At 43.8% G+C, this 25,279-nt stretch carries 22 protein-coding genes; 7 read left to right on the plus strand and 15 right to left on the minus strand.

Translation table 11 applies throughout. From position 1 onward, the window contains the following. Positions 1-98: 98 nt before the first annotated feature. Positions 99-1,058, minus strand: coding sequence for a helix-turn-helix transcriptional regulator (locus LEP1GSC050_RS14725; protein WP_010571979.1), 960 nt, complete (start codon positions 1,056-1,058; stop codon positions 99-101). Between the two features lie 167 nt (positions 1,059-1,225). Between LEP1GSC050_RS14725 and LEP1GSC050_RS21130 the strand changes: the two genes are divergently transcribed. From LEP1GSC050_RS21130 to LEP1GSC050_RS14735, 3 genes are all read left to right on the plus strand, one after another. Beyond that, positions 1,226-1,762 carry an SDR family NAD(P)-dependent oxidoreductase gene (locus LEP1GSC050_RS21130; RefSeq protein WP_010571980.1) on the plus strand — a complete coding sequence of 179 codons (537 nt, stop codon included), beginning with the start codon at positions 1,226-1,228 and terminating at the stop codon, positions 1,760-1,762. Between the two features lie 86 nt (positions 1,763-1,848). Beyond that, positions 1,849-2,109, plus strand: coding sequence for a dehydrogenase (locus LEP1GSC050_RS21135; RefSeq protein ID WP_010571981.1), 261 nt, complete (start codon positions 1,849-1,851; stop codon positions 2,107-2,109). Positions 2,110-2,137: 28 nt separating this feature from the next. Then, positions 2,138-2,962, plus strand: coding sequence for an alpha/beta fold hydrolase (locus tag LEP1GSC050_RS14735; protein ID WP_010571982.1), 825 nt, complete (start codon positions 2,138-2,140; stop codon positions 2,960-2,962). An 11-nt stretch (positions 2,963-2,973) separates the two neighbouring features. On the opposite strand, the gene LEP1GSC050_RS14740 is transcribed toward LEP1GSC050_RS14735, so the two are convergent. From LEP1GSC050_RS14740 to LEP1GSC050_RS14750, 3 genes are read right to left on the minus strand one after another with little or no spacing between them, the layout of a single operon-like run. Next, positions 2,974-3,507: an inorganic diphosphatase gene (locus LEP1GSC050_RS14740; protein ID WP_198012855.1), complete on the minus strand. Its 534-nt coding sequence runs from the start codon at positions 3,505-3,507 to the stop codon at positions 2,974-2,976. Positions 3,508-3,549: 42 nt separating this feature from the next. Then, positions 3,550-4,143: a YdeI/OmpD-associated family protein gene (locus tag LEP1GSC050_RS14745; protein ID WP_010571984.1), complete on the minus strand. Its 594-nt coding sequence runs from the start codon at positions 4,141-4,143 to the stop codon at positions 3,550-3,552. Between the two features lie 15 nt (positions 4,144-4,158). Next, complete coding sequence (locus tag LEP1GSC050_RS14750; RefSeq protein WP_010571985.1) at positions 4,159-4,986, minus strand: carbon-nitrogen hydrolase family protein; 828 nt, start codon at positions 4,984-4,986, stop codon at positions 4,159-4,161. 99 nt (positions 4,987-5,085) lie between these two features. Here LEP1GSC050_RS14750 and LEP1GSC050_RS14755 point away from each other — a divergent pair, with 99 nt between their 5' ends. After that, positions 5,086-5,685 (plus strand): hypothetical protein, encoded by a 600-nt coding sequence (locus tag LEP1GSC050_RS14755; RefSeq protein ID WP_010571986.1) that lies wholly within the window; start codon positions 5,086-5,088, stop codon positions 5,683-5,685. A 180-nt stretch (positions 5,686-5,865) separates the two neighbouring features. Here the strand turns inward: LEP1GSC050_RS14755 and LEP1GSC050_RS14760 are convergent, their stop codons facing one another. Beyond that, entirely contained in the window at positions 5,866-7,062 is a 1,197-nt protein-coding gene (locus tag LEP1GSC050_RS14760; RefSeq protein WP_010571987.1) for a DegT/DnrJ/EryC1/StrS family aminotransferase, read from the minus strand. A gap of 119 nt (positions 7,063-7,181) precedes the next feature. Between LEP1GSC050_RS14760 and add the strand changes: the two genes are divergently transcribed. The 3 genes from add to LEP1GSC050_RS14780 all read left to right on the plus strand — a co-directional run bounded on the left by add (position 7,182) and on the right by LEP1GSC050_RS14780 (position 11,026). Then, positions 7,182-8,501: an adenosine deaminase gene (add, locus tag LEP1GSC050_RS14765; protein WP_010571988.1), complete on the plus strand. Its 1,320-nt coding sequence runs from the start codon at positions 7,182-7,184 to the stop codon at positions 8,499-8,501. A 429-nt stretch (positions 8,502-8,930) separates the two neighbouring features. Continuing rightward, positions 8,931-9,476, plus strand: coding sequence for a GyrI-like domain-containing protein (locus LEP1GSC050_RS14775; protein ID WP_010571990.1), 546 nt, complete (start codon positions 8,931-8,933; stop codon positions 9,474-9,476). Positions 9,477-9,676: 200 nt separating this feature from the next. Beyond that, a complete protein-coding gene (locus LEP1GSC050_RS14780) occupies positions 9,677-11,026 on the plus strand; it encodes an adenylate/guanylate cyclase domain-containing protein (RefSeq protein ID WP_010571991.1) in 1,350 nt (449 codons plus the stop codon). 113 nt (positions 11,027-11,139) lie between these two features. On the opposite strand, the gene prfB is transcribed toward LEP1GSC050_RS14780, so the two are convergent. From prfB to LEP1GSC050_RS14830, 10 genes are all read right to left on the minus strand, one after another. Then, positions 11,140-12,243 (minus strand): peptide chain release factor 2, encoded by a 1,104-nt coding sequence (gene prfB, locus LEP1GSC050_RS14785; protein WP_010571992.1) that lies wholly within the window; start codon positions 12,241-12,243, stop codon positions 11,140-11,142. Positions 12,244-12,307: 64 nt separating this feature from the next. Beyond that, complete coding sequence (locus tag LEP1GSC050_RS14790) at positions 12,308-13,153, minus strand: hypothetical protein (protein WP_010571993.1); 846 nt, start codon at positions 13,151-13,153, stop codon at positions 12,308-12,310. Positions 13,154-13,156: 3 nt separating this feature from the next. Beyond that, positions 13,157-14,428 carry a phosphoribosylamine--glycine ligase gene (gene purD, locus LEP1GSC050_RS14795; protein WP_010571994.1) on the minus strand — a complete coding sequence of 424 codons (1,272 nt, stop codon included), beginning with the start codon at positions 14,426-14,428 and terminating at the stop codon, positions 13,157-13,159. Positions 14,429-14,586: 158 nt separating this feature from the next. Beyond that, positions 14,587-17,235 (minus strand): valine--tRNA ligase, encoded by a 2,649-nt coding sequence (locus tag LEP1GSC050_RS14800; RefSeq protein ID WP_010571995.1) that lies wholly within the window; start codon positions 17,233-17,235, stop codon positions 14,587-14,589. A gap of 296 nt (positions 17,236-17,531) precedes the next feature. After that, positions 17,532-17,936 carry an iron chaperone gene (locus LEP1GSC050_RS14805; RefSeq protein WP_010571996.1) on the minus strand — a complete coding sequence of 135 codons (405 nt, stop codon included), beginning with the start codon at positions 17,934-17,936 and terminating at the stop codon, positions 17,532-17,534. A gap of 35 nt (positions 17,937-17,971) precedes the next feature. Then, positions 17,972-18,712: a TetR/AcrR family transcriptional regulator gene (locus LEP1GSC050_RS14810; RefSeq protein ID WP_010571997.1), complete on the minus strand. Its 741-nt coding sequence runs from the start codon at positions 18,710-18,712 to the stop codon at positions 17,972-17,974. A gap of 1,054 nt (positions 18,713-19,766) precedes the next feature. Beyond that, positions 19,767-21,386 (minus strand): cytidylyltransferase domain-containing protein, encoded by a 1,620-nt coding sequence (locus tag LEP1GSC050_RS14815; RefSeq protein ID WP_010571999.1) that lies wholly within the window; start codon positions 21,384-21,386, stop codon positions 19,767-19,769. Continuing rightward, positions 21,361-22,923, minus strand: a complete 1,563-nt coding sequence (locus LEP1GSC050_RS14820; protein WP_010572000.1) for a spiro-SPASM protein — start codon at positions 22,921-22,923, stop codon at positions 21,361-21,363. Before LEP1GSC050_RS14820 ends, LEP1GSC050_RS14815 begins: the two co-directional genes overlap by 26 nt. Positions 22,924-22,959: 36 nt before the next feature. Further along, positions 22,960-24,024, minus strand: a complete 1,065-nt coding sequence (locus LEP1GSC050_RS14825) for a putative peptidyl-prolyl cis-trans isomerase (protein WP_010572001.1) — start codon at positions 24,022-24,024, stop codon at positions 22,960-22,962. A 30-nt stretch (positions 24,025-24,054) separates the two neighbouring features. After that, positions 24,055-25,278 carry an aspartate kinase gene (locus tag LEP1GSC050_RS14830; protein WP_010572002.1) on the minus strand — a complete coding sequence of 408 codons (1,224 nt, stop codon included), beginning with the start codon at positions 25,276-25,278 and terminating at the stop codon, positions 24,055-24,057. Position 25,279 lies beyond the last annotated feature (1 nt).

Genomic DNA, 25,279 nt, shown 5'->3' on the forward strand with positions numbered 1-25,279 from the left:
AGCCTAAATTCTGTGTGCGGCGATAAGGAACGGTCCGTAATTCGAACGGAAGACTTTCCATAGAAGGAGGCCGGATTTTGCAGTGCATGGCGGAGATTTCAGGAATCGGAAGGTTCGTATAGATTCAAAAGCTCTTTTGCTTTCTTGAGTATGGAATCTTTTAATTCCGGCGGATGCAACACTTCTATTTCGGAACCAAAACGCATCAATATTCCTGTCGCCCAATCTTGAGTTTCTAGGTCCAACTCCATTTCGCTCCAACCCTTTTTTGAAGGAAACGTCTTCGTGATTTTAGCGTACGGAATATTTCGTATCCGTGGTTCCAAGGCGGTTGTAATCTTAATTCTGACCGTATATTGCGGAAGTCTTGATTGAAAATCTTGTAACCACACCTCCCAATATTTTGCTAGGTCGAATTTTTTGGGGCGCTCAAACCTTTCCTCTGTTAGGCGAGTATTTCTAATTCGTGATATCCTGTAGATCCGAATTTCCCTGCTCCTCCGAGCGACTAAATACCAGACTGTGTCTTTTGCAACGAGTCCTAGCGGTTCCAAAAGCCTCGGAGAAGTTTGACCTTCTTTTTCGTACAATATTTCTACTTTTCTATCTTCCCAAATTGCATCCTGCAAAATCGGAAGCAGAGGAAGATCCCGAATCGCTTGGTTCCAACCGGCTCCGTCGATATGGATTCTTTGACGAACTGTCTCGGCATCTTTTTTATAAGCCGGCGGTAATGCTGCCAAGAGTTTTAAGAATGCGGAGTCGAAATCCTTTTTTCTTCCTAGGTCCTCTAAGATTCGAGAGGATTGAAGAAGAAACAAAGAGAGCACTTCTTCTCTCTTCATCCCTGTTAAATTCGTTCTGTACCCGTCACTCAGAATCCAACCGCCCCCAACCCCTCGTTCCGCGTAGATCGGAATTCCGGCGGCGGAAAGAGCCTCCATATCCCGGTGAACGGTTCGTTCCGAAACTTCTAATTTGGAGGAAAGTTCCTTTGCGGTGGTTTTCCCCTTGGCTTGGAGATGCAAAAGAATATTCAAAAGACGATCTGCTCGCATCTTACAATCTTACCATCAATATATGACATCTTCTGTCATATATTGCAATCCTTATATTCAGAGGCTAATTTCGAATTCCTATCTTTTACCATCTTTGGCTACTGCCGCAGGATTCCATTTATTAAATATGACAGATTATGACAACTAGGGTGTCGTATACTGATGTCATGATTGAAAAACCGTTGGATGGTAGGGTTGCGGTCGTTGCAGGAGGAGCCAGGGGCGCGGGTCGAGGCATATCGATCGCGTTAGGCGAATTAGGCTGCACAGTGTATGTCACGGGTCGCACCAGCCGAGATTTCACGTCCGAGCTAGGACGAAAGGAAACGATCGAAGAAACTGCGGAGAAAGTTTCTCAAGTCGGAGGAAAGGGAGTTCCTATCCGAGCGGATCATGCGGACCCGGAGCAGGTAAAATCTCTCTTTGCACAAGTTAAGAAAGAGTCGAACGGCGGTTTAGATATTCTGGTAAACGATATTTGGGGAGGAGATCACTTAGCTGAGTGGGGAAAAAAATTCTGGGAACAAGATATCTCCAAAGCTTTGAAGATATTCGGAAACTGTCTCAATTCCCATATCATCACTTCTTTCTACGGTGCGCCCTTGCTGATTGAAAAAGGATCCGGTCTATTGGTAGAAGTCACGGCACGGATTATAGATACAGGGGAAATTTACCGTACAGTCTTACAAAGTCTTCCATCATAAATTTATCTCATTGCCTGTCTAAAGAATTACAACCTTGGCGAGTCACGTCACTCGCCATTACTCCTGGATTCTTAAGGTCGGAGACGATGTTGGATCATTTCGGCGTAACCGAAGAAACATGGAGAGAAGGGATCGAAAAAGACAAACATTTCGTTTCGTCCGAGACTCCTTTGTTTGTAGGACGAGCGGTGGCTGCCTTGGCCTCCGATCCGAACGTAGGTACGAAGAACGGCAAAGCTTTAAGCAGTTGGGGGCTCTCGACAGAATATGATTTTGTAGATTCGGACGGTTCGCGTCCGCATTGGGGAAACTATTATTTAAAAACTTTCGGTGAGAGTTGCGATTGAAAAGAAAAACGGATTCAGGATTTTATAAATGATGATGATAGCGTGTTCGGTATTAGGAATAGTATTCTGTAGGGGAACTTCTCGGATTATCGAAGGACCGAAAAGTAAAATTGCGTTCGAAGATGAAGGAGAGGGTGGAATACCGGTTATTCTTTTGCACTCGTTCGGAGGAGAAGTTTCTCATTGGGAAGACGTGAGACAAAGATTGTCGGGGAGTCGACGAGTGATCTCGATAGAACTTCGAGGACATGGTCGTTCCGGTCCGCCGGAAGACGGGGATTTTTCGATCTATTCAATGACAAAAGACGTCGAGGCAGTCGCAAAATTCCTGCACTTGAATCGATTCGTACTGGTCGGTCATAGCATGGGAGGTTCCGTCGCGCTTGAATACGCAGGCGAACATCCGGAGCAAGTGGCGGGTCTTTTTATCGTAGATTCCGGCGGCGACCCTAATGGAATTCCGGAGGGCGTTCGTGACGGTGTAAAGTCAGCTTTACGCTCGGAAGCGTATGAACAAACTACGTATGGATATTGGGAACAACTTCTTGCGAAATCGAATCCAATGGTGAAGACGAGAATTTGGAATCAGCTTGCCGGGATGCCGAAGAAAACCGTAATCGGAGTGACCGAAAGTCTGTTGGATTACGATCCGAGCCCCGCTTTGAAAAACTTTTCCGGGCTACAATATGCGGTCGTTACGACTGAAAATAACGGTCCATTATCATTACATAAATTAGGTTCGGGATTTTCGTACACTGTCATGGAAGGAGTAGGTCATTGGTTGCATTTGGATAAACCGGATGAGTTCTTCCCGCTCCTCAAAGGGTTTCTGGACGACGTTCAAAGCAGCTAATCTATATCCGTTTATGTGGGAAAGGTTCGGCGGTATAGTTCCAAAGCTTTTACGATCAAGTCTTTGGCCACTGCCGGACCTTCCGGTTCTTCGACTCTAACTTCTTTCTGTTCCAACTGTTTGTACACTGAAAAGAAATGAGTGAGTTCCGCACGAAAAGAAGCAGGAAGTTGAGAGACATGCTCGATTCCGTCGAAACTTCGATCGCCGGATGCGACCGCTAAAATTTTTTCATCACCTTCTCCTCTGTCGATCATTCTCATGACTCCCACTACCCGAGCGGGGACCAGGCAAAGAGGAGGTACCTGCTCGGAACATAGAACAAGTATATCCAATGGATCCTTATCGTCTCCCAAGGTTTGAGGAATAAAACCGTAATGCGCCGGATAATGCACGGATGCGAAAAGAACCCTATCCAACTGAATCAGACCTGATTCTTTATCCACTTCGAATTTTGCTTTGCTTCCGGACGGAATTTCAACGAGAGCATGAACTTCATGCGGAGGATTGGGGCCGGGGCTGGCTTCGTGCCAGGGGTGTAATATCATGGTCTTTGATCTTAACTATCTCCGCCCAAAAGCAAGAAGTTACGACTTTTTATTATGAATTTTCTCGTTACGTTCCAACATTTCCACGAATCGTCTAAGTCGCTTGATTCTTGTTTCTTCTTTTTTAGCGTTATGAATTCGAAATAATATAGCATATCGATTCGTACTGTCCAAAGTTTCAAAAAATGCTTTCGCTTTTTTGTTTTTTTCCAGAGCCAGCTTTAGATCTTCCGGCACGGAGATTCGTCCTGGGGAATCATATGCTTTTTCCCAGGATCCGTTTTGTCTCGCATTTTCGATCGCTTTCAACCCGGCGGATTTCATTTTACCCGAAGCAATCAATTTTTCCGCCTTATCTCGGTTGATCTTAGACCAAATGCTTCTCGCACCTCGAGGAGAAAACTTCTGTATCCAATGCAGAGTATCGAAAGGTTTTTTGTGGCTATCGATCCAGCCGTAGCAGAGAGCGATTTCAATTGCCTCTTCATAAGTGACGGTTTCTATTCCTGATTTCTTTTTGGCGAATTTAAGCCAGACTCCAGCCATAGCCGAGTGATTTCCCTTCAGCCATTTTTCCCATTCTTTTTGGGAACGAAACGCAATCGTTGGAATTTCTTTGGTTTCCCCGCTCATATGAATCCTTTACCTCTACTTTTCCCATGCCGCAACGAATTTACGATGTTTTAAAGACGGGATTTTCTTTCTAGCTTTCATGATTTCTTCGGTATCGATATCAGCGTAAATAATTCCTTCCTCTATTCCCGATTCGGATAAAATTTCTCCCCATGGAGAAACGATCATGGAATGCCCGTAGGTTTCTCTTCCGGTTCCGTGTAAACCCGTTTGCGCGGGAGCGAGAATGTAACAAAAATTTTCTATTGCCCTAGCTCTTAAAAGAGGTTCCCAGTGGGCGATGCCTGTCAGTTTTGTGAATGCTGACGGAACGAATATTATCTCCGCTCCTTTAGAAACCAATACTCGGAATAGCTCGGGGAAACGAAGGTCATAGCATATTACAGTCGAAATATTACCCAAATCGGAGGAAAAAAATATCGGAGACGGTTCCTTTCCCGAATCGACGCTTCTAGATTCCCTATATTCTACTCCGTCTCCCGGGTCGGTGTCGAACAAATGAACTTTATAATATCTGAATATTTCTTTTCCTTCCGGACCGTAAAGAGCTGCCGTATTGAATACTTTGCCGTCAACAGTCGGAACCGGGTATCCTCCGCCCAAGAGATGGATGTGATGTTCGCGGGAAGTTTGACCGAGAAAATTCTCCGCTAATCTTTGAATCTCCGCTCCACATTCCAATTTTTCCTTTTCCGATCCGAGGAAAGAAAAATTTTCGGGAAGGCCGATCAGTTTTGCGCCTTTGTCTACGGCGTTTCGAATCAGCTCTCCTGCTTTTGCTAAATTGGCGGAAGGATCTGCATTACTATTTAGTTGTATTACCGCAGCCTTGTATTTAGCCATGATAGAACAGATCTTATTCTATCGCCATAAATTGGAAAGCTATTTGCAAAGAGCAATCTGCTTGCACGTAAACCCCGTAAAAGAATTCTGTTAGAACGTATGGCATTCCCGCTTAAAGAGTTTCAATCTTTCCAAAAGTTCTGCGCAGCAAACGGTCATCCTGAAAATCCTTGGGCATTGATCTATTTGCTCTTCGGTTTTTTAAGCAGCGGAGAAGGGGCTTTGAATGCCGTTCAGGAATCCTGGATGATGGGATTTCCGCAATCGCTCTCCGAGGAAAAACGAAAGGAAGCTTCCGACAAGATTTTGGAACTTGCGGACGAACTTTTGGACTGTCTACGCGGATGGAGAGAACTCGCCGAGGAAGAGGGAAGCGAAGCGGTCATGGAGGAAATTTTAGAGTTGGGAGAGGCAGTCCTACTCGAAACCCGGGAAATGGGAGAATTCTCCATGATCGTGAGAGAGGAATCCATGGAGATCCTTTCCGATCTTTGTTCTACCTGCGGCGTAACTATTCCGAAAGGCGGATACAAAAAAATCAATCTGGTCGATTTCGACGATGCAGAGATCGCCGAAGAAGTAGAAGAGTGGATATTGGCCTTAACGTCCTTCGATAAGGCGCAAGAAGCGAGCGAACTGGAAGCAGGTATACTTGTGCTCTTCGTAAAAGTATTTTTATTTTTCGTCTTCTTTAATTAAATTAAACTTTAGCTTAGGTCTCGAAGAAATCGCGGAGAATAGCTACATATTGCAGTCGCTAGATCGCTTTCTTCCCTTCAAATGTTTTTTGAAGATCGCCGAATTTCGTTCTATCGATCCTAGGAAATGGATTTTTTGCAATAAAGCTGAGATCGACTTCGTTGAATGTTTCTTGGTTCGTCAGAACTTCGAAAAGATTTCCCGAATCGCGGAGACCACATCCTCTATATCGCCGTCGCTCATTCCCGGAAATAAGGGAAGTGATAGGGTTCTCTGAAACATCGAGTCCGCATTCGGATAGTATTTCTTTTCAAAGCCGAACCTTTGATAAAAAGGATGTTCGTATAAAGGAATAAAATGCAGGCTCGAGCCTATATTTCTTTTCTTTAATTCAGAACATAAAATGTCCCGATCGATCTTTCCGTTTACGCGATCCACCTCGACTCTAAATAGATGCCAGGAATGCTCGCCCGATTTTGCAGGTAAGGGTAAATGAAGAAAAGGCAATTCGGAAAACTCGGAACGATAAATATCCGAAATCAGAATTCTTCGTTTCCAAAGTTCATCGGCTTCGGACAATTGAACGACACCCATCGCGGCAGCGATATCACTCATATTGTATTTGAAACCCGGGGAAACTACTTCGTAGTACCAGCCTGGACGATCGAAAGTTTCCCGATTGATTCCGTGCAATCGCATCAACTTGATTCGCTCGGCAAAATGAGAATGGCGAGTCGTTACCATTCCGCCCTCGCCGGTAGTAATTCCTTTGGTGGCGTAAAAACTAAAGACGGTAAAATCCCCGTGAGTTCCTACCTTTTTTCCTTTATGAGTCGCGGGGAAGGCATGAGCGGAGTCTTCGATTACGTACAGATGGTATTCTCGAGCAATTGCGTTCAAGGCGTCCATATCGCAGATTGCTCCGGCTAAATGGACGGGCATCAATGCTCGAACGGTTTTTCCGGTTTTTTTATGAACCAAATTTCCTTTAGAGGAAACGCATTCCCGATCGATCGCTTCTCTCAATGTGTTTTCGGTCATCAGGTTGAAAATAGGATCCACGTCGGTCAGGATCGGTTCGGCACCGAAGTAACAGATCGTTTCCGCAGTCGCGGTAAAAGTAACCGCCGGAACGAAGACTGCGTCTTCGGAGCAAAGTCCGATAGCCTCTAGCGCTAAATGAAGACCCGCGGTCGCGGAATTTAATGCGAGCGCGTATGCCGAGCCGGTGTATCTGGCGAATTCTTCTTCGAATTCTTTCACTTTCGGCCCCGAGGTGATCCAGCCGGAACGGAGTACGGCGGAAACTTCTTCGACGGCTCTTTCCGAGATCAACGGTAGTGCAAAAGGTAAGAAAGTCTTTCTCGCTGTTATCATGCGACAAAATCCTCCAGGGCTTCCTATAAGATCGGCGAATTTTTGGAAAAGATAAGGGGAAAACCTCCGGAATCTTTTTCTGAATTGAAATCCGAGAGGCGATTCCCTATTCTGCTCCCGTGGGTTTAACCTTCGCCGACATCCTGGATAGAATCCGGATCCTCGACCGTGACGTAACGGAACTGAATCGATTAAAAAGTCGGCTACCCGCCGACAGGCCGTATTCATCGTCCCTGCAAATTTCCTTCGATAAGCAGATTAATAATCTACTCAACGAACGAATACGACTTCTGGAATTAGAAGTCGATCGACCTCCTTCTTGGCTCCTCGGGGATTCGGAAGCGCATGAATCCGGCAGGTCGACCGCTTCGGCGCTGCTGGAACCCGCGGATCTTTCGGGCCAAAAACTTCAGGACCAAGACGTCATCAATTTTATTAGGGAACTCCCTAAAACGGAAATCCATCTGCATCTGGAAGCCTGCGTAAATAAGGAAACCATGAAGAAGCTCATGGTAAAGAACGGCATCTCTCTAAGCGATGAAGAATTCGAGGCCAAGTTCAATTTCAAGGATCTGAACGGATTCATCCAAGTATTCTTCTTTATCCAAAGCTTAGTCAAAGAGCCTGCGGACTTGTATTACTTTGTGGGCAGTCTCGCGGAATATATGAGGACCAATAATATTCTCTATACCGAGGTTTTCTTTGCGCCTTCCAAATTTATCCAAAACGGCTTGGATTTTGACGAAATGGTCAGTCAACTCGTGGAAGGAATCCGTGAAGAAAAAGCAAAGGATGGAATTGAAATTCGAATTCTAGTCGACGTTTCTCGCTCTTTCGGTCCCGAGAACGCGATGAATAATCTTAATCGAGTTCTCAAGCTCAAGCAAAAGGAAATTATAGGAATCGGATTAGGCGGCGCAGAATTAATGGGTCCTGCGAGGGATTATGTCGAAGTCTTTAAAAAAGCAAGAGAAGCAGGGCTTCGAGTCGTTGCACATTCCGGAGAAGACGACGGTCCTTGGGCGATTTGGGAGGCAGTGGAACAATGTAAAGCCGAACGTATCGGACATGGAACTTCCGCGATTCAGGATCCTGAATTGATCAACTATCTTCGGGAAAACAAAATTCCAATCGAAATCTGTGTGACGTCTAACGTGTTTACCGGCAAATACGTCAGAAAGGAGCAGAACCATCCGGTACGGTATTATTACGATCAAGGGCTGCCACTTTGCATCAACACGGATGATCCCGAAATTTTTAACGTCAATCTTACTTATGAATATTTTAAACTTTGGCGCTTTCTAGACTTCTCGTTGGAAGAAATCATAGATCTTGTTCGACAAGGAGTCTATGCTACATTCCATCCGCAAAAAGAGACTTTGTGGAAGGGTATGGAAGTTAAAATTAAACGAATAAAAGAAAAATACGGGGTTCGCTAATTCACCGTCCGCAAAACTAGTTGCAACGGTTTGGTGAACAACTGAAATCTTCGAATCGGATTTTTATCGAATTCAAATCCTATCTCTTTCTGAACCGAACGGTTTTGTTTACGGTATTTTCTCTAGAAACGCTTTTTTTTATTTCGTTTAACGGTTGGTAAGTGCGGTTCTGCCCGTCCCGAAGATTTCGTTCCGATAAATTGATCGCTTCTTATCCGCGGAAATCCAACGCAACTTGAGTTTTATCAATGCCTACGAATATTCGAAAACATTAATTATAATTGCAAGAAGAGCCGATCAAAGTTTAATTTTTAACGTTAGAAATACTTTTATGGGAACATGTTTCGGAACACTAAGCCGTTTAAACGGCTGCACTTCGCTAATTTTCGATTCCGATCGGTTACATGAAGTAGTTCATTCGAGGTTTCTATGAAAATTGGTTTATCTATTGCAGGGGTAATACTTCTCTTATTGATCGTATTTCTAGGTTACATGGGTGCTTTTAATACGGTGGAAGTTCGAGAAGAAGTTCAGGGACCGTTTTACGTAATTTCTCACCATCAAACCGGGGAGTATCGAAAAGTTGGGGAAACGTTTCGAACTCTAATGAAAGAGCTTCCGGCGAGCGGTTTGAAAGGCTATAGGATATTCGGGATTTATCTGGATAATCCGCGGAAAGTACCTAAAGACCAACTTAGATCTGAGGTGGGGGTATTATTTTCGGAGCCGCTAAAAACAAAACCGCAGGGTATTTCTTTAGCATTGGAAGAGCGTACAATTCCGGTACGCAAATACCTCGTTGTGGATTTTCCCTTTAAGAATTTTTTCTCCGTATTTCTCGGAATCTATAAGATCTATCCGAAACTTTTCGAGGCATGTGAGAAACGGGGATGCGATTTAGAAAGTCGCTATATAATGGAGATCTACGAACCTGTTGCGGGTAAAAATGCAAAATACTTATTACCTATCGATTAAAGACATTATGTGTTATTGATCGTTGATGCATTGAAACCTTTCTCGGTTATAAAATATTTCGTTCCCCGTTACGCACACGGGGAACGCGCATTTTTTCTTACTTAATTTTAAGAATATAAGACCGATTTCTAGTAATATCTTATTAAAGCGGTTAGATTATCGCTTTTCAGTTCCGTCGAAAACTTTAAAACTCGGTTTCGATGAACTTCGTTACTAATGCTACAGCTTTTTGTATGCGATCGGTCCATTTATGGAAACGTTTGCTCTCGGCCGGAACGGGTACTGGTCCGGGTAATCGATATATCATTGCTACAAACGCAGTCGTAATCATTACCGGATTTTTTACTTTAGTTTATTACATCGTATTTCTTGCGTTCGGATTATTTTTTCCCGGATGGTTGTATTTTCTTTGGTTCCTGAACATTCTAGGTTATGCATTCGTACTTTGGCTAAATATTACCGGAAGAAATAAAAGCGCGAGAATTCTGCTTTCGATTTCCGGCTGGAGCCAATTGTTAATAATTTCTAGGATTCTTTCGCCGAGTGCAGGTTTAGATCTTTATATTCTTGCGAGTTTTGCGCTTCCTTTTTACATTTATCCGCCCGAAGAGAAGATCTTCATTTTTGTGACCGAATTGGCCCTCGGTTTCTTATTCGTTCTAGCTCGCATAATTCCTTATTTTTTCGATCCTATCCTAGAATTAGCTTCGGACCTTCAGGATTATTTTTATTTTACCAGCATTATCCTTGTAGTCCTTTGGTTGACATTCCTCGGAAAAGAACTAGCGAGCGGAGCTTGGGAGGCGGAACGTTTACTTCAAGAAGAGAAAGATAAATCTGAGAGACTTCTTTTAAATATTCTTCCCAAAGAAACCGCAGAGGAGTTAAAGAGAACAGGATATTCCGAACCGAAATACATCTCGGAAGCGACCGTATTATTTACCGACTTTTACGGGTTTACTTCCATAGCAGAAAACCTTTCTCCGGACGATTTAGTTCGAGAATTGGATACTTGCTTTCGCCATTTCGATTCAGTGACTGAGGTTCATAATTTAGAAAAACTAAAAACAATCGGAGACGCGTATATGTGCGTGGCAGGAGTTCCTTCGTTTCGTCCCTCCCATGCTGTCGATAGCTTGCTGACCGCGTTGGGAATGTTGGAACGGCTGGATCAAATGCGAACCGACAATACTGGCGCCCCGTTGTGGAAGACTCGGATCGGAATTCATTCAGGTCCTTTAGTCGCCGGCGTTATCGGAAGTCGAAAATTTTCATACGATGTTTGGGGTGATACGGTAAATCTTGCCAGTCGAATGGAATCTAGTAGCGAACCTGGAAGAGTTAACGTAACGAGGCCCGTAGTGGAACTAACAAAAGATTTTTTTGTCTTTCGTTCTCGCGGGTCGCTTCCTGTAAAAAATAAAGGGGATACTCGGATGTATTTTCTGGCCGGACTGCGCCCGGAATTTAGGGAAGGTAAAAACCCTAGAAAGCCGAATCGAAGATTTTGGAAGCTATATGAACTTAGATTTAACGGGAATGCCTCTTAGTTACGGCGAATTTTCACCTTATGCAGTTTACTTTGCGGAACTTCTCCGCTTCGATCGATTTTGAACGTATATAAAGCGAATCAAAATTTCCTTATCGGGAGGAAGTCGATTCGTCAGAGGGTTTTTAAGTAAGCCATAATAAACGGTTCGATGTCTCCGTCCATAACTGCTTGAACATTTCCAGTTTCATAATCAGTACGGTGATCTTTAACCATATTATAGGGATGGAATACGTATGAGCGGATTTGATTCCCCCAGGCGATATCTTTCTTTTCGCCGGATTTTTTTTGCAAATCCTCCTTTAATCGCTCTTGTTCCATTTCGTATAAACGAGCTTTAAGCATTTTCATCGCGGTGTCACGGTTTTTAATTTGCGAGCGTTCATTTTGGCAGGCAACGACGATCCCTGTCGGAATATGCGTCATCCGGACTGCCGAGTCGGTTGTGTTGACGTGCTGACCGCCTGCACCGGAAGAACGATACACGTCGATTCTCAGGTCTTTATCTTCTATTTTTATATCGATATCGTCGTCTAACTCTGGGCTGACGTGAACCGAAACGAAAGATGTGTGCCGTCTTTTGTTTGCGTCGAAAGGGGAAATTCTAACTAGTCTATGGACTCCGTTTTCGCATTTCAAAAAGCCGTAAGCGAAATCTCCGATCACATGGATCGTCGCATTCTTGATACCTGCACCTTCGCCTTCCTGAAAATCAACGACGCTGTACTGATATCCTTTCTTATCGAAATATTTTAAATACATTCGAAAAAGCATTTCCGCCCAATCTTGACTTTCCGTGCCGCCTGCACCGGGATGAATATTTAAGAATGCAGGCTTCATATCCTCCGGTTCGTTCAGGGCGCCCAGGAGTTCTAGCCGTTCAAACTCGTCTTTTAGACGGGAATATTCTGAGCTAAGTTCTTCGACACCGTCTTCCCCTTTTTCTTCAAAGGTTAATTCTACCAAATCGGGAAAGTCGTTGATGTCCTGTCGTATTGCGATCCAAGGCGCAAGCTTTCGTTCCAATTCGGTTTTTCTTTGGCTGACGGATTTTGCCTGATCCGGGTTATCCCAAAACGAGGGATCGGATATTCTATCATTAAAGGACTTTAATTGATCTTGATCCTTATCCAGATTCAAGAGTTTCCATCGATTCAGGAAATTTTCCTGTAATTCTTTAGAAAGGCGTTTGAGTTCCTTGGCGTTCTTAACTTCCATACGGATCGATTTTTTACTGCTTTATAATAAGATGTGAGAAAAGAGGGAAGGAAGAGTTAGCTCTTTAACGGAAAAGAAAGTCTTCGCGTTCTTCCCGTTCTACTTCCCAACTAAATACGGTGTCCCGCAGTTGAGGAGTATTGCCTTCCACAGTCGAGACGAGATCAAACTCCTCTCTTCTACCAAATTCCTCCGGGGTGCGTTTTAGGACAAGTTTTCCCGAACGAATTAGGTCTAAAACATGCAATAAGAAAGGATCTCTTTCGACCCGTTGGAGCTCCTTCATGGCGGTATAGAAAGGCGTAATTCCTTTATAAAACCAGTCCGCGACTTCATTTTTTCCCGGAGCCCACAATTGGTCGATCCGAATGACTTCCTCCTGGACTAGGCTCTTTCCCTGGAAGGGCTTTTGCAGATGTCGACATTGAAAATAAAGCTCGTGATTGATCTCTCTCGGAAACGTTTTCCCGTACCCGGCTCCTATCCATTCGATCCAAGCTTTCTTTTCCTTCGAAGGTAGCGGCTGGATCAGTGCAAACAGGTAATTTTGATTTCGAAATACTCTAGAATGAGCAAGAAAATCCAGGACTTCGTAAGGAACCATAAAATGTCCCTTTTGCCATTCTAAAACGACAGGGATATTGTCGACGTCGAGATATTCTTGAGGAGTCTCTCCTTGGACGACGTCCCCGAACTGAGTGAGGATATAGATAAAGGAAAGTAATTCTTTCCGACTCATTCTTCGGATTAAGTTTTCCGAATCTAGTTTTGATCTTAAGGAATTACGAATTAAATTGTATTGTTCGATCGGATATTGATGAGGAGATAAGATGACCCCCAGATGCTTCTCTAATTTACGAAGGCTAACCTGATCGATTAAATCTATATTTCCAGATACGAGAAACGGCATAGTCTACAATGCTTTGCGAGCAATATCCTTTCGGTAGAAGGTTTTGGGCGCGACGAGTTTGCTTAAATAAGAGTAAGCTTTTTCTACAGAATCTTTCAGATTCTTTCCTCGGGCCGAAACTCCTAAAATTCTTCCACCCGTGGAGATTATGTTTCCATCCTTTTTTGAAGTTCCTGCATGAAAAACTACGATATCTTTACTACTTGTTTCTGGGATATTTAAAGGAATATTCTTTGCATAAGATTCGGGATAACCATCCGCGGCCAAAACGACTACGGTAGATGCGCCGGGCAGAATGCCTGTTTTTACGCCAGAGAGGTTTCCTTTGGCGCACGCTACGAAAATTTCCAATAAGTCGCCGTCCAGCATCGGAAGCACGCATTGCGTTTCAGGATCGCCAAAACGACAATTGAATTCCACTACCTTCGGTTCGCCTTTCGGAGTGATCATTAATCCTGCGTATAATAATCCTTTATAAGGGTGACCTTTTTTTCGGAATATTTCGAACATAGGATCGAAAACGGATCGATTAATATTCTCTAATGTTTCCGGTGTGATGATAGGCGTAGGACAGTATGCGCCCATTCCTCCGGTGTTCGGCCCTTTGTCTCCGTCATAAGCCCGCTTATGATCCTGTGCCGCGGGTAGCGTAAAATATCGGACTCCATCGCTGATCGCAAAAATGGAAGCTTCTTGGCCTTCCATAAATTCTTCGATGACGACTTTATTACCGCTCGCGCCGAATTTCTTGTCTAAAAAAATTTCTTTGAGTGCGACTTCCGCTTCTTCGAACCGAAAACAAACCGTAACACCTTTTCCGGCGGCGAGCCCGTCCGCCTTAATTACGATAGGAACTCCCTCTTTTCGGGTATAGGCTAACGCGGATTCGAAATCGGAAAAAGATTCGTATTTTGCAGTAGGAACTCCGGCTTCCTTCATTAAAGATTTTGCAAATTCTTTGGATCCTTCCACTTGAGCACAGTAAGCGGACGGTCCGAAAGTCAGTACGTTTATTTCCTGAAGCCAATCGCAGATACCGTCTACCAAAGGATCCTCGGGGCCGACTACGACTAGATCGTAACCTTCTTTTCTAACGAACTCTTGCACGGAGATTTTTTGCTTTAAGTCGAAGGAATCTATAGGGAGCAGTTCCTCCTCAGGAAAGCCTCCGTTTCCCGGAAAAACATGAAGGGATGTCAATTTTGAAGATTGCCTTAGTTTGTAGGCGATCGCACTTTCCCTACCGCCAGAGCCGATTAAAAGGACACGAGACATAATATAAAATACCGCTCCAAGATTCTTAAGATATCAATACCGTTTGAAAAAGGTCGGGAAGGAGCCATTTTCAAAATAAGCCGAATTAGAAAAATCCGGCCAGCCCCTTACTCAGTAGGATCGATAGGGATCCATTAGAAAATCGTTTTTCTTATTGCTCAAGAAAGCTTTTCAATTCCCTTACGAATGATTTCTACTTTTTCCTTTAAAAGTCGGAGCTTGTCCTTTTCCTTTTCGATGATATCCGGATTTGCTTTCGCAAGAAAGTTTACATTTTCGAGTTTAGAGGAAAGTTTCTCCTCTTCTTGTCCGACTTTTTGAAGTTCTTTCTCTAATCGCGCCCTTTCCTTTTCGAAGTCGATCATTCCGGATAGGGGAAGAATAACTTCTCCGAATCGGAATGCCCCGACCGAATCCGTTTTTTCGATCGAGTAAGCCTCGTCTACGCGAATGTTTTCCAACCGAGCCAGCTGCAAGATCGAAACTTCGAAGTCTTTAACTGAAGAAGCGACTAACGGATTAGTCGATTTTAATATTGCTTGGCATTTTTTGTCGAGAGGAACGCTATTTTCCGTTCTTTGTACGCGGATTTGTTTAATGGCTTCCTGCATAATATTAGTCTTAACGACTCCCTCGTCTTCCGCCGAAACGGAATATTTAGTCGGGAAGGGCGTCCCTATCAGGAATTCTCCCTCTCCGAATACCTCGTGGATTTCTTCAGTTAAGAAAGGCATAAACGGATGCAATAATCCTAATGCTTGAACGAGAATGTCCACTAATACGTGCTTGGCGACTTCCTGCGATTCGGGTCCTAATTTGCCGTAGATTCTCGGTTTTACGAGTTCGATGTACCAGTCGCAAAAATCACCCCAAACGAATTCGTAAATTTCCGAAGCCATTTCAAAGAAAAGAAATTTGGAATAGGCTCGTTCGTAGTTAGAAAGAGTTTCGTTGAATTTTTGAAGAATCCATTTGTCCATGGGTTCTAATTTGGAAGCGTACGAATTTTCCAATTCTTTCTTTTGAAATCCTTCCTCCAAGTTCATCAGAATAAATCTGCTGGAATTCCAGATCTTATTGCAGAAAGAGCGGTAACCGTCCAGTCGGCTTTCGTCAAAGAGAACGTCTTTTGCCTCGGGGAGCGTCGCAGCTAAGAAGAAACGGAACGAATCGGTTCCGTATTTGTTCATCATATCGAGAGGATCCACGACGTTCCCGACCGACTTGGAAAACTTTTTTCCCTCCTTATCTCGAACAAGCGCATGGATGATTACTTTCGCGAAAGGCGATTTTCCGGTAAATTTTTTGCCCATCATAATCATGCGAGCTACCCAGAAAAAGATGATATCAAAAGCCGTAACGAGAACTTGCGTCGGATAAAATTTCTCGAAATCCGGCGTACGTTCAGGCCAACCTAAGGTTGAGAATGGCCAGAGTTGGGACGAGAACCAGGTATCCAGTACGTCCGGATCTTGCTCAACATCTCGAGAATTACAGTTCGGACAAACTTCCACCTTTGATTCGGAGACTTCGGTATGTTTACAGTTTTTGCAATGATAGGCAGGGATTCTATGTCCCCACCAAAGTTGTCTAGAAACGCACCAGTCTCGGATATTGTTCATCCATTCGAAAAAAGTCTTCTCCCAAAGTTTGGGAACGAATTCGGTTTCACCGGAGCGAACCGCTTCGATAGCAAGATCCGCGAGGGATCTCATTTTACAGAACCATTGCAGGGAAAGGTACGGCTCTATAATTTCTCCGCCTCTGGAATTGTGTCCTATGGAATGAACATGATCTTCGATCTTCTCGACCAATCCTGCCTCGTCCAGATCTGCGACTATCTTTCTTCGAGCAACAAAACGATCTAATCCCGCGTATTTTCCCGCGTGTTCGTTTAGAGTAGCATTCGGGTTCATTACGATCAACGGTTTGAGACCGAGACGTTGTCCGGCTTCGAAGTCGTTCGGATCATGTGCAGGTGTGATTTTTACCAAACCGGAACCGAAATCCTTATCTACGAAACTATCGAATACGATCGGAATCGTACGATTCGTGAGTGGGAGCTCCACCAGAGCATCTTTTAAATTTTTATAACGTTCGTCGTCCGGATGCGAGGCGACAGCGACGTCGCCAAACATGGTTTCTGGTCTAGTAGTGGCGACAATAATATATTTACCCGGTTGTCCGACGATTGGATATCGTAGGTGGTATAATTTCCCTTTTGTTTCTTTGTATTCGACTTCCAAGTCGGAAATCGCAGTTAGAGTTTTAGGGCACCAGTTGATGATGCGTTCTCCGCGATAAATTAAACCTTCGTCATATAGGGATTTGAAAACCTTGACAACAGCCTTGGATAGGCCTTCATCCATTGTGAATCTTTGTCGGGACCAATCAACGGATTCTCCTAAGAGTTTTTGCTGATTTCGGATCATTCCCCCCGAATGCTCCTTCCATTCCCAAACCTTTTTTTCGAATTCTTCCCTAGTAAAATCCGAACGTTTCTTTCCTTCTTTTGCTAATTCCCGCTCCACGACGACTTGAGTGGCAATTCCGGCATGATCCATTCCTGGAATCCAAAGGGCCGATTTTCCTTTCTTCCGTTCGATTCGAATGATGATATCTTGGATCGTATGATTGAGCGCATGCCCGATATGGAGACTGCCTGTTACGTTCGGGGGAGGTAGTGCGATCGTAAAGGAAGGAGATACTGCTTGGTTTGGCTGGAAGCTTTTACGTTCTTCCCAGAGGGAAATCCATTTTGGCTCGACGCTCGCGGGTTCGTAACGATCGTTTATCTGCTTCTTCATAGCCTTCGTTCGGATAGATTTTTCCGCGGAAGGGAGAGGTCAAGTGATTAGAAACCCTTCGATTCGAGCTTGGGAATTACTGCTTAATTATGTCCCATACTGTTTAATTAGGGCAGAAGCGGAATATAGAACCCTACCATTGGAGAGACCGGATCCGATCCATAGTACGGACTTTATTCCCATTGATCGTTTTAATCGGGCGATTGCCGAGTGAGGTTTTCGGGAATACGACCTTGAAGACGATGGAACTACTTCGAAGGTCGTATTTCACTTTAAGATTTGAAGAACAGCCTGTATCAGTTTCGCTTGGATTTATCCGCGAGAGCCTTTTTAATTAAGGTTTTCAGATATATCATCGGAACCTTATCCTTATCCTTCAAGTTGATACAGGTTTTTCCGCTGGTGATACCGCTCGCTTTCGCACGAAAGGCTCTAACAAAGGATTCTTCCGGAAAGTAAATGGAGAGATAGTTCTTCTGGTTTGCAAAAGAGATACTTTTCCCGTTTCTTTCAAAGGTCGGCATCTTATATTTTAGACTTTCTCGAAGGTCGGGAAATTCGGTTCGCATAAAATCGAGTAATTCCTGCATTCTACTTTTCCGAATTTCGGATGACCGCTTAATATAATCTTCAATTCCGGAATCGATCGGAGTTTCCCAATCGATCCTGGGAAGTGTTGGAACAAGAGCATAGAGTAGCATATTCTATCCTCGGCAATCGAGTTGCCGTTGGCACGTTAACTGGCGTTAGCCACTAATGGAGCGGGTTCCGAGAAACTTTCAGCGATAGGTTCGGGTTTTCTAAATAACTTAGATAACTCCGTCCATTCGTTTCGATCGAAATAATCCAATCCGCCTTCCGGACATCCGAGCAATCCTTCGATCGTTTTATGATACGAAAGCATTAGCTCATATATCTCATCGTCGCTCTCTTTGCTCTTTCCTAAAAGGAAGAAAGCGACCCTTTCCCCTAACGCATCGGAAAGATCGAAGATGATGGAAGTTAAATGATCCGCTCTTAACTTGCTTTGTAAAGAGCCGTCTTGTTGGCCTTCCAACGTTAAGGACACGAAAAGTGGAAAACTAAGATCGACGGATTTTCTATGAATCTTATCTCTCAATTGAAGGTTACCGGCTGAGAAGAGCGATTCTAATAAGAACCGAATTTCTTCCGCTTTTCCTTTCTTCCAATTATGAGTAACGATCAAAGCTCTTCGAATTTTATCCAATCCTGTTCCCTCGTTTCCAAGGTCTCCGATCTCTGCTTGCATTGTAGAGTGTGCTTCTTGAGCAAACTTCACAGCAATCTCTTCCAATAATTCTTCCTTGGATTGAAAGTGATGGTAAAACGTACCCTTCGCGATATCAAGCGCGGAGAGAATATCCTGAATCGATGTTGTTTCGTATCCTTTTGCAAAGAATAGCTTTCTGGATTCGTTAAGAATTCTTTCTCTTGTGGAAACTTTAGGTGGAATCATTAGATTTCTCCATTCAAACCGACCGTCGGTATAGACCGACGGTCGGTTTGAATGTGCACTTTCGACAAGTTTTGGTCAAACTCTTTTCCATTACGCCCTAAAAAAAAGTACACAGGAAACAAACATAAGATTTATTGTTTCCTGCCTTTCTGTCTGGAATTGGACGGACGGTCGGTTTGAAATGGATTAAAATTCAGTTATGGGAATTGGTGTAAGAAATTTACAAATTAAGAAGAGATATTGTCGATTAACGTTAGTTAGTCGCAATTTGCGAAAAGACCCATTGCTTAAAGAAAAATACTAAGAGTAAAATCTTAATAATAACGATTAAGGATACTGATCTATTTCGATAGTATATAGAAGCGATAGAAAGCTTTGCTTGTACTGAGACTGAAAAAATTTTGAAAGGTGAATATTCTAGGAAACTCCCGACCGATATTCAAATCCAAGGTAGAAGGAAGTTAAGAATATTAAACAACGATCATGTTATTGAAGATCTAAAAATACCGCCTGGAAATCCGTTTAGAGATGCTAAATGGAAATAGATAAGGTCGATATAGCACGAGAATTCATAGCCGGCGGCGCATCTGCTTTGCCCGGTCTGGTACAAATACTTATGACGTTGAGATAGTCTATTATCACTGAGAGAATTTATGAAAGGTATTTCAAATATATACCTTGGTTCTATATTAAAAGAGGAATTATTAATTCCCTTAGAAATAGCGGCAGATCGTTTATCAAAAGAGATTGCCAGTCTTAAAACTCGTCTAAGCCAAATTATTAAAAAACGACGAAGTATACTGCTGATATTGCGATAAGATCTTCTAGATTCTTCGGTAATTCTCTGTAATTTTCGGTTAGGCTTTCAAAATGATTATGATCTTGACGAGTAGAATTCACGGTACCGTCTAACGCGTATTTTAGGTTGAGCTCGGTTTTGCACGATCCTTTCGCATGTAATCTGTTTACTTTTTGATCGCATTTAAAAAGGTCCTACGGGGCGGTTAAAGATCTACAATCTTCCTTGTCGGCACGTTGGCGAAGTAGGAGATGGTTATGATTTATGATAAAACATTAAATCAATATATTCTAATATATTATGATAACCTTTCGGTCCGGGAATTCTTGTTCCGGTGGAAAATTCTATGGAATCGGCGTTTTTGTAATATGGAATTCCTGCGTCCTCCTGCAGCATGGACGAAAGAGTTTCATGAATGGGTGAGATTCCGAACGTCGCGGACGGAATCCCAAGATACAAGGCTTCGAATAGGCTTTGTCCAAAATATCCGAAGAATCGTTTTGATCCTCTGAGAGCCGTTAAATAATCGTTCGTTGAAAGTCTATCGACATGATCGATTCTTCCGCTCTCTGTGGAAGGTGGACTCCCGCCTACTCTTAGGATTTTCCCAGATGGGGACTGCCGAAGTAGAAGTCGGTCAAGGTCATCGGATTGCCGCTTTTCGATCGCGCCGGCGTAGCAAAAGAATTCATATTGTTTCACTTCCTCCGTTGCCGGATTTAATGAATAGCTCGTAATGGAAGGAGGGAGCAAAATATTACTCCAGTCAAAGCTGCTGCGATTGAGAGGGTGAGGGAGGAGATCGAAATGCGGGTGGATTTTTCTTTCTTTACCAAAATGATCCAAAAGCAATAGTTTCGTTTTCTTATATTCTATCGGAATACTTATATCTCTATAGTCGATTATTAATCCTTGATATTCGCCGTCCTTGGGGAATTCGGAAACCAATGCGGGTTCCCAATCTCGGTCGGGAAGTAGGGAATATAAAATGTGCGATCTTGCTTCATGGCCGCTTCCGAATTCTTTTGCTGGAGCGATGAGAAGTGCGATATTGCCCTTCGACTTTCGGTTCGACGTGGGCAGAGGAAATTTTATCTGAGGAACGCTCGCGTTCCCCTCGAATAATTTTGGATGATCTGCCTCCCATTTGAGTAGATCATCCAAGCCGAAAGCGGGAATTTTAGTATCCGTATTCGGGATCGATTTTGCAGGTTCTTCTAAGATCGCCTGCATTGTCCGAAAATCTTCCGGAGTATCGACGGTCAGACGGAAACGCGGAATTCTATTCGAATCCTTCTCCGCAATCAAGGAGGGAATTGAAGTAATTCGAAATTTTTCCGGATGTTCCTTAATATGTAGGCTAACATGTTCTCTATGTCGCTCTTCCAATCCGCCTTTAGGCTCCCACAGTAAAGCTTCGGTTCGAAAAACCTCTCCTCCCGTTCCTAAAGGTAATCCTTTGAAGTAAGATAGCTGCGAAGTTCCCTCTAAGAAGGATAATAAAAGCAATCCTAGATGTTTTACGTCGTAAAACGGATTATCACCCGTTAAGCGAAGGATGGCTTCTGCACCGAATTTTGAGGCAGCGAGAATGTATCGTGCTCTTACGTCATCGAGCGGCCCAGAGAAGACTCGTCTATTCTTTGAAGCGAGAAAGGATTCCAACTCGAAATCTCCTTCCGGAATGACGTAAACGATGCGGGATTGAGGTAGAACCTTACTGAGTCGAAAATGGATATGATCCAGTAAAACGTTTCCCGAACCTTCCGGAAGTTCCTTTAATACTTTTCCGGGAAAGCGAGTCGAACTCGTTCTCGCCTGTATGAACGCATACAGTGAGCCGGGTTTTTTAGGCGTTAAAAGTGTACCACTCATCGCAAGAAAGACAAGGTGCAGGGATCTCTTTGTGCTTTCCGTTTGCGGAGAGTGCAAAGAACGGATGACCTTTTTTCCAAATATCGAGTAAGGGTTGTGAATTTAGATTTCCGAGACTTCTAGATGCGGTCCCTGGCTGCTGCTTACATATTGCAACCGATCCGTCCGCATTTACATAGAGATCTCTAGCTAAATGCCAGCAAAATTCTTTTTCCAAAGGCGTCAGATCCGCGGCCCGACGTTCGGGTAGTTTTCCCGCGTAAGAATTATACTTTTGAAGAATGATTCCGTATCCCGCCTTCTCCGTCGTTTCATACCAGGAATCTAATTCCGAATCGATCTCTTTTAATTTCAGGAATTGGAGATAAATGGAGGACTTCGGAAGAACCTGTGAAATCTCATCTAAGTTTCGAACAACGGTATCGAATCCGTCGTATCCGTATAAAGCGGCATACGTTTTTTTATTCCAGGTACTTAAATTAATTATAAGACAGATTTTTGATAACTCTTCTTTAGTGCGATTCTCGAAACTTTGCTTCAATTTTCGGATATCGTCGAATAAATCCGTTTCAATAAATAATTCTTTTAACGATGCCGATTTTAGGACAATGTCGATACATTCCGGAAATCGAGGATGTAATATAGGTTCGCCTAAACCGCCAAAGCAAACGCTATATTCCGTTCCGAAATTAGATCGGTGCTGCTCGATTAGAGAATTCAAAAGGGAAGGTTCGATACGGCTCTCCGTTCGATTTTCGGTCAGTTTACTTGCTGGATAAATATTGGATTCCCGAAGTCTTCCCCCGAAAAGTTCCAGTTCCATATAACTTGGTCCTACTCGAAACGCATCCGGATTAGAGAGTAAAAAGGGTAAAATCTCCTCGTACTTCCAATCTTTCTTTTTTGCCAGAAAAGAGTTAACGAGTAAAACGGAACGAAGGTCGAGAAGAGAAAAATCCAAACGCCACTGTCTTAAGTCGGGTGAATGATAAAAAATTTCCGTATCATAATGGTTGATATTCTTCGCTAAGAAATCCTGAGTACTTCCGGTAAAATTAGCCGGAAGGCTTCGAACGAATTCTCGTGAAAGGATACGAGGAACGATTCCCACGGGAAGATTTTCGGAATAAGAATATTGTGCAAGAAACGTATCGTGTCTCTCTGCGATTTCGCGACTTAGCTGCGGATCTAATAAGGGAAAGATTCCGTCCAGAACGATAAAACTAGCCTCGTCCCAATCCGGATCCCCCGTTCTCGAGGGGGGTAATTGTTCGGCGATTGTCGAAAAAAAATGAGCCTCCGAGTCCGAATCAATTATCGTGAATCCTGTAAAACCGAATTCATGCGCGAGATCCTTCAAAGACAAGGTCGCGTCAAATCGAGCGTTGGAATAGATTGGGAGCTTCGGAAATACCTGAGCCAGATTGTGAAGCGCCGTTCGAAGATGGTCCGAGGTTTCTTGAGTCGCCCTAGCTGACAGGAACGGGAATTTAGAAAGGGGAATATAAAATGCGATCGCTTGGGGAGGAAATTTCATATTTTTATTTCTGACTCGAGCTGCAGCAAATGAAAATCAATCTAGATGGATGGATTCTTTTTGGTCCGGAATCTTATTTTCCTTTTTATAAGCATCGTCGAAAATCTGAATCGGGACAGTGCTTCTTTGCTCTCGAACCCATTTTTGGAAGTTTTCTTCCTCTTTTTCGCGAGCCAGAATATTCATAATTCCCGCCTTGATCGTGTCGAAAGGAGTCGTTCTCTTACCTTCCACCTTTAGAATGCAATAGCGTTTGTATTCGTCACGAAACACCTCCGAAATACTACCCGATTGGAGCGGAGAGGCGGCGATGGCGGAAGATTTACTGATTTTATATAACTCGAAGGAAGAGATCCAATCCACCAATCCTTTTCGACCGCGTAGTTTGACGTCGCTATTTCTAGGAGATCCGGCGATTAGAGCAAATGAATTTGAATCGGCTTGCAATGTTTTGCGAAGTTCTGTGGCTTCCTTATGAATTCGAGCTTCCTCGGCGATACTTTCGTTATTAGGCGCGATCGCAATCAATCTATATTGAATTTCGAAACCGACCTTCTCTTTGTTTTGAGCGTACCAATTCCGCACATCCTTTTCGGCCGGAGGAGGCATAGGTACTTTATATTGGAGTAGCTGACCGCGTTTGATTTGGTAGGGAAGTTCGGTGATCCATAGATCGTAGGACATTCCGGAGCTTGCTTCGATGGCTCGCTCGAATTGCTTTCGAGACGTAATACCCATCAATTCCATCCTTTTGTCGATCTCTCCTTCCAGCCTTTTTTGGTTCACTTGAATGGATTCTTCTTCGGCGATTGCGTCAACAATGGCCCTATCGATAAGAAAATCGATTACGCGAGTCCTCTGTGACTTACGCATATCTTCATTTTTAAGAAACCGGGAAAGTTTTAAGTATTTGTCCAATGCGTCGTCATAGTCCAATTCCGAAATCGACTGGCTACCGATCGTTGCGATAATTCGATTGATTGATTCCGCCGGTTCCGCAGAATTCGGGGTCCAAAAAAAGGACACGGCTATCAGGGTCGAGGTTAGAAAACCACGACGATTCCGAAAAGGCGTAAAAACCGGACCAAATATAGGGGGCACAAGAAGAAATTCTCGCCTAGTGCCGAACGTTCAACCGTTTTTCGAGAGTCCAAAGGTGCCGTGGATCTTGTTTACCGCGATTTCTGTGCGGTCTTTGGGAATCACGCAGGATATCTTAATCTCGGACGTGGAGATCATTTCGATATTTACGCCGGCATCGGCCAATGCCTGAAACATCTGTGCCGCAACTCCGACGTGGGATTTCATTCCGATCCCGACCGCGGAAACGATGGAGATATTTTCGTTGATTTCGGCCTTCTCGGTTCCATGGGAATTTGCGAAAGAATCCAAAATCGGTAAAGCCTCCGCCAAATCCTTTTTAGGAACGGTAAAGGAAATGGTATTTCGACCGTCATAAGGGGAAGATTGAACGATCACGTCCACGAGGATGTCCCTACTACTCAATTTACCGAATAGGTCGGCGGCAAGACCAGGTTTATCGGGAACGTTTGCGATGGTGATTCGGGCCTGATCGTTTTTTGCGGTCACTCCGCTGACTTTTAATTTTTCCATAATCTTATCCTCGCTCACCACCAAAGTGCCCGGATTATCATTAAAGCTGGAACGAACATGAATGACTACATCGTAATTCATTCCGAGCTCCACGCTACGGGAATGCAGAACTCCCGCTCCGAGACTTGCAAGTTCGAGCATTTCTTCGTAAGTGATTTGAGTGTGCTTCGTTGCCTGCTTTACGACTCGCGGGTCGGCGGTATAAACTCCGTCAACATCGGTATAAATCTCGCATTCTTTTGCACCTAATACGGCAGCAAGTGCTACTGCAGAAGTATCGGAACCGCCTCTTCCCAAAGTCGTAATATTTTCGTTTTTATCGATTCCTTGGAATCCGGCGACGATGACCACTTTGCCTTCCGATAGAGCCGAATCGATTCTGGTTCTATCTATCGTTTCGATTTTGGCATTTGAGAAATTCCCGTCCGTGACCATCTTTACTTGCGACCCTGTAAAGGATTTTGCAGGGACTCCGATTTCCCAAAGAGCTATTGCCAGGAGGGAAATCGAGATCTGTTCTCCGGTAGAGAGTAACATATCCATTTCGCGTCGTGGAGGAGTTTTGCTAATTTGTTCCGCTAAGCCGACGAGTTCGTCCGTCGTATGTCCCATCGCGGAAACGACTACGACTACGTGATCGCCTTCATCATAATAACGTTTGATGCGTTTTGCAACGTTTAGAATTCTTTCCGGAGTTCCTACGGATGTGCCTCCGTATTTTTGGACGATGATAGCTGCCATA

The sequence above is a fragment of the Leptospira broomii serovar Hurstbridge str. 5399 genome, assembly GCF_000243715.2.
In the GTDB taxonomy this organism is placed as follows: Bacteria; Spirochaetota; Leptospiria; order Leptospirales; family Leptospiraceae; genus Leptospira_B; species Leptospira_B broomii.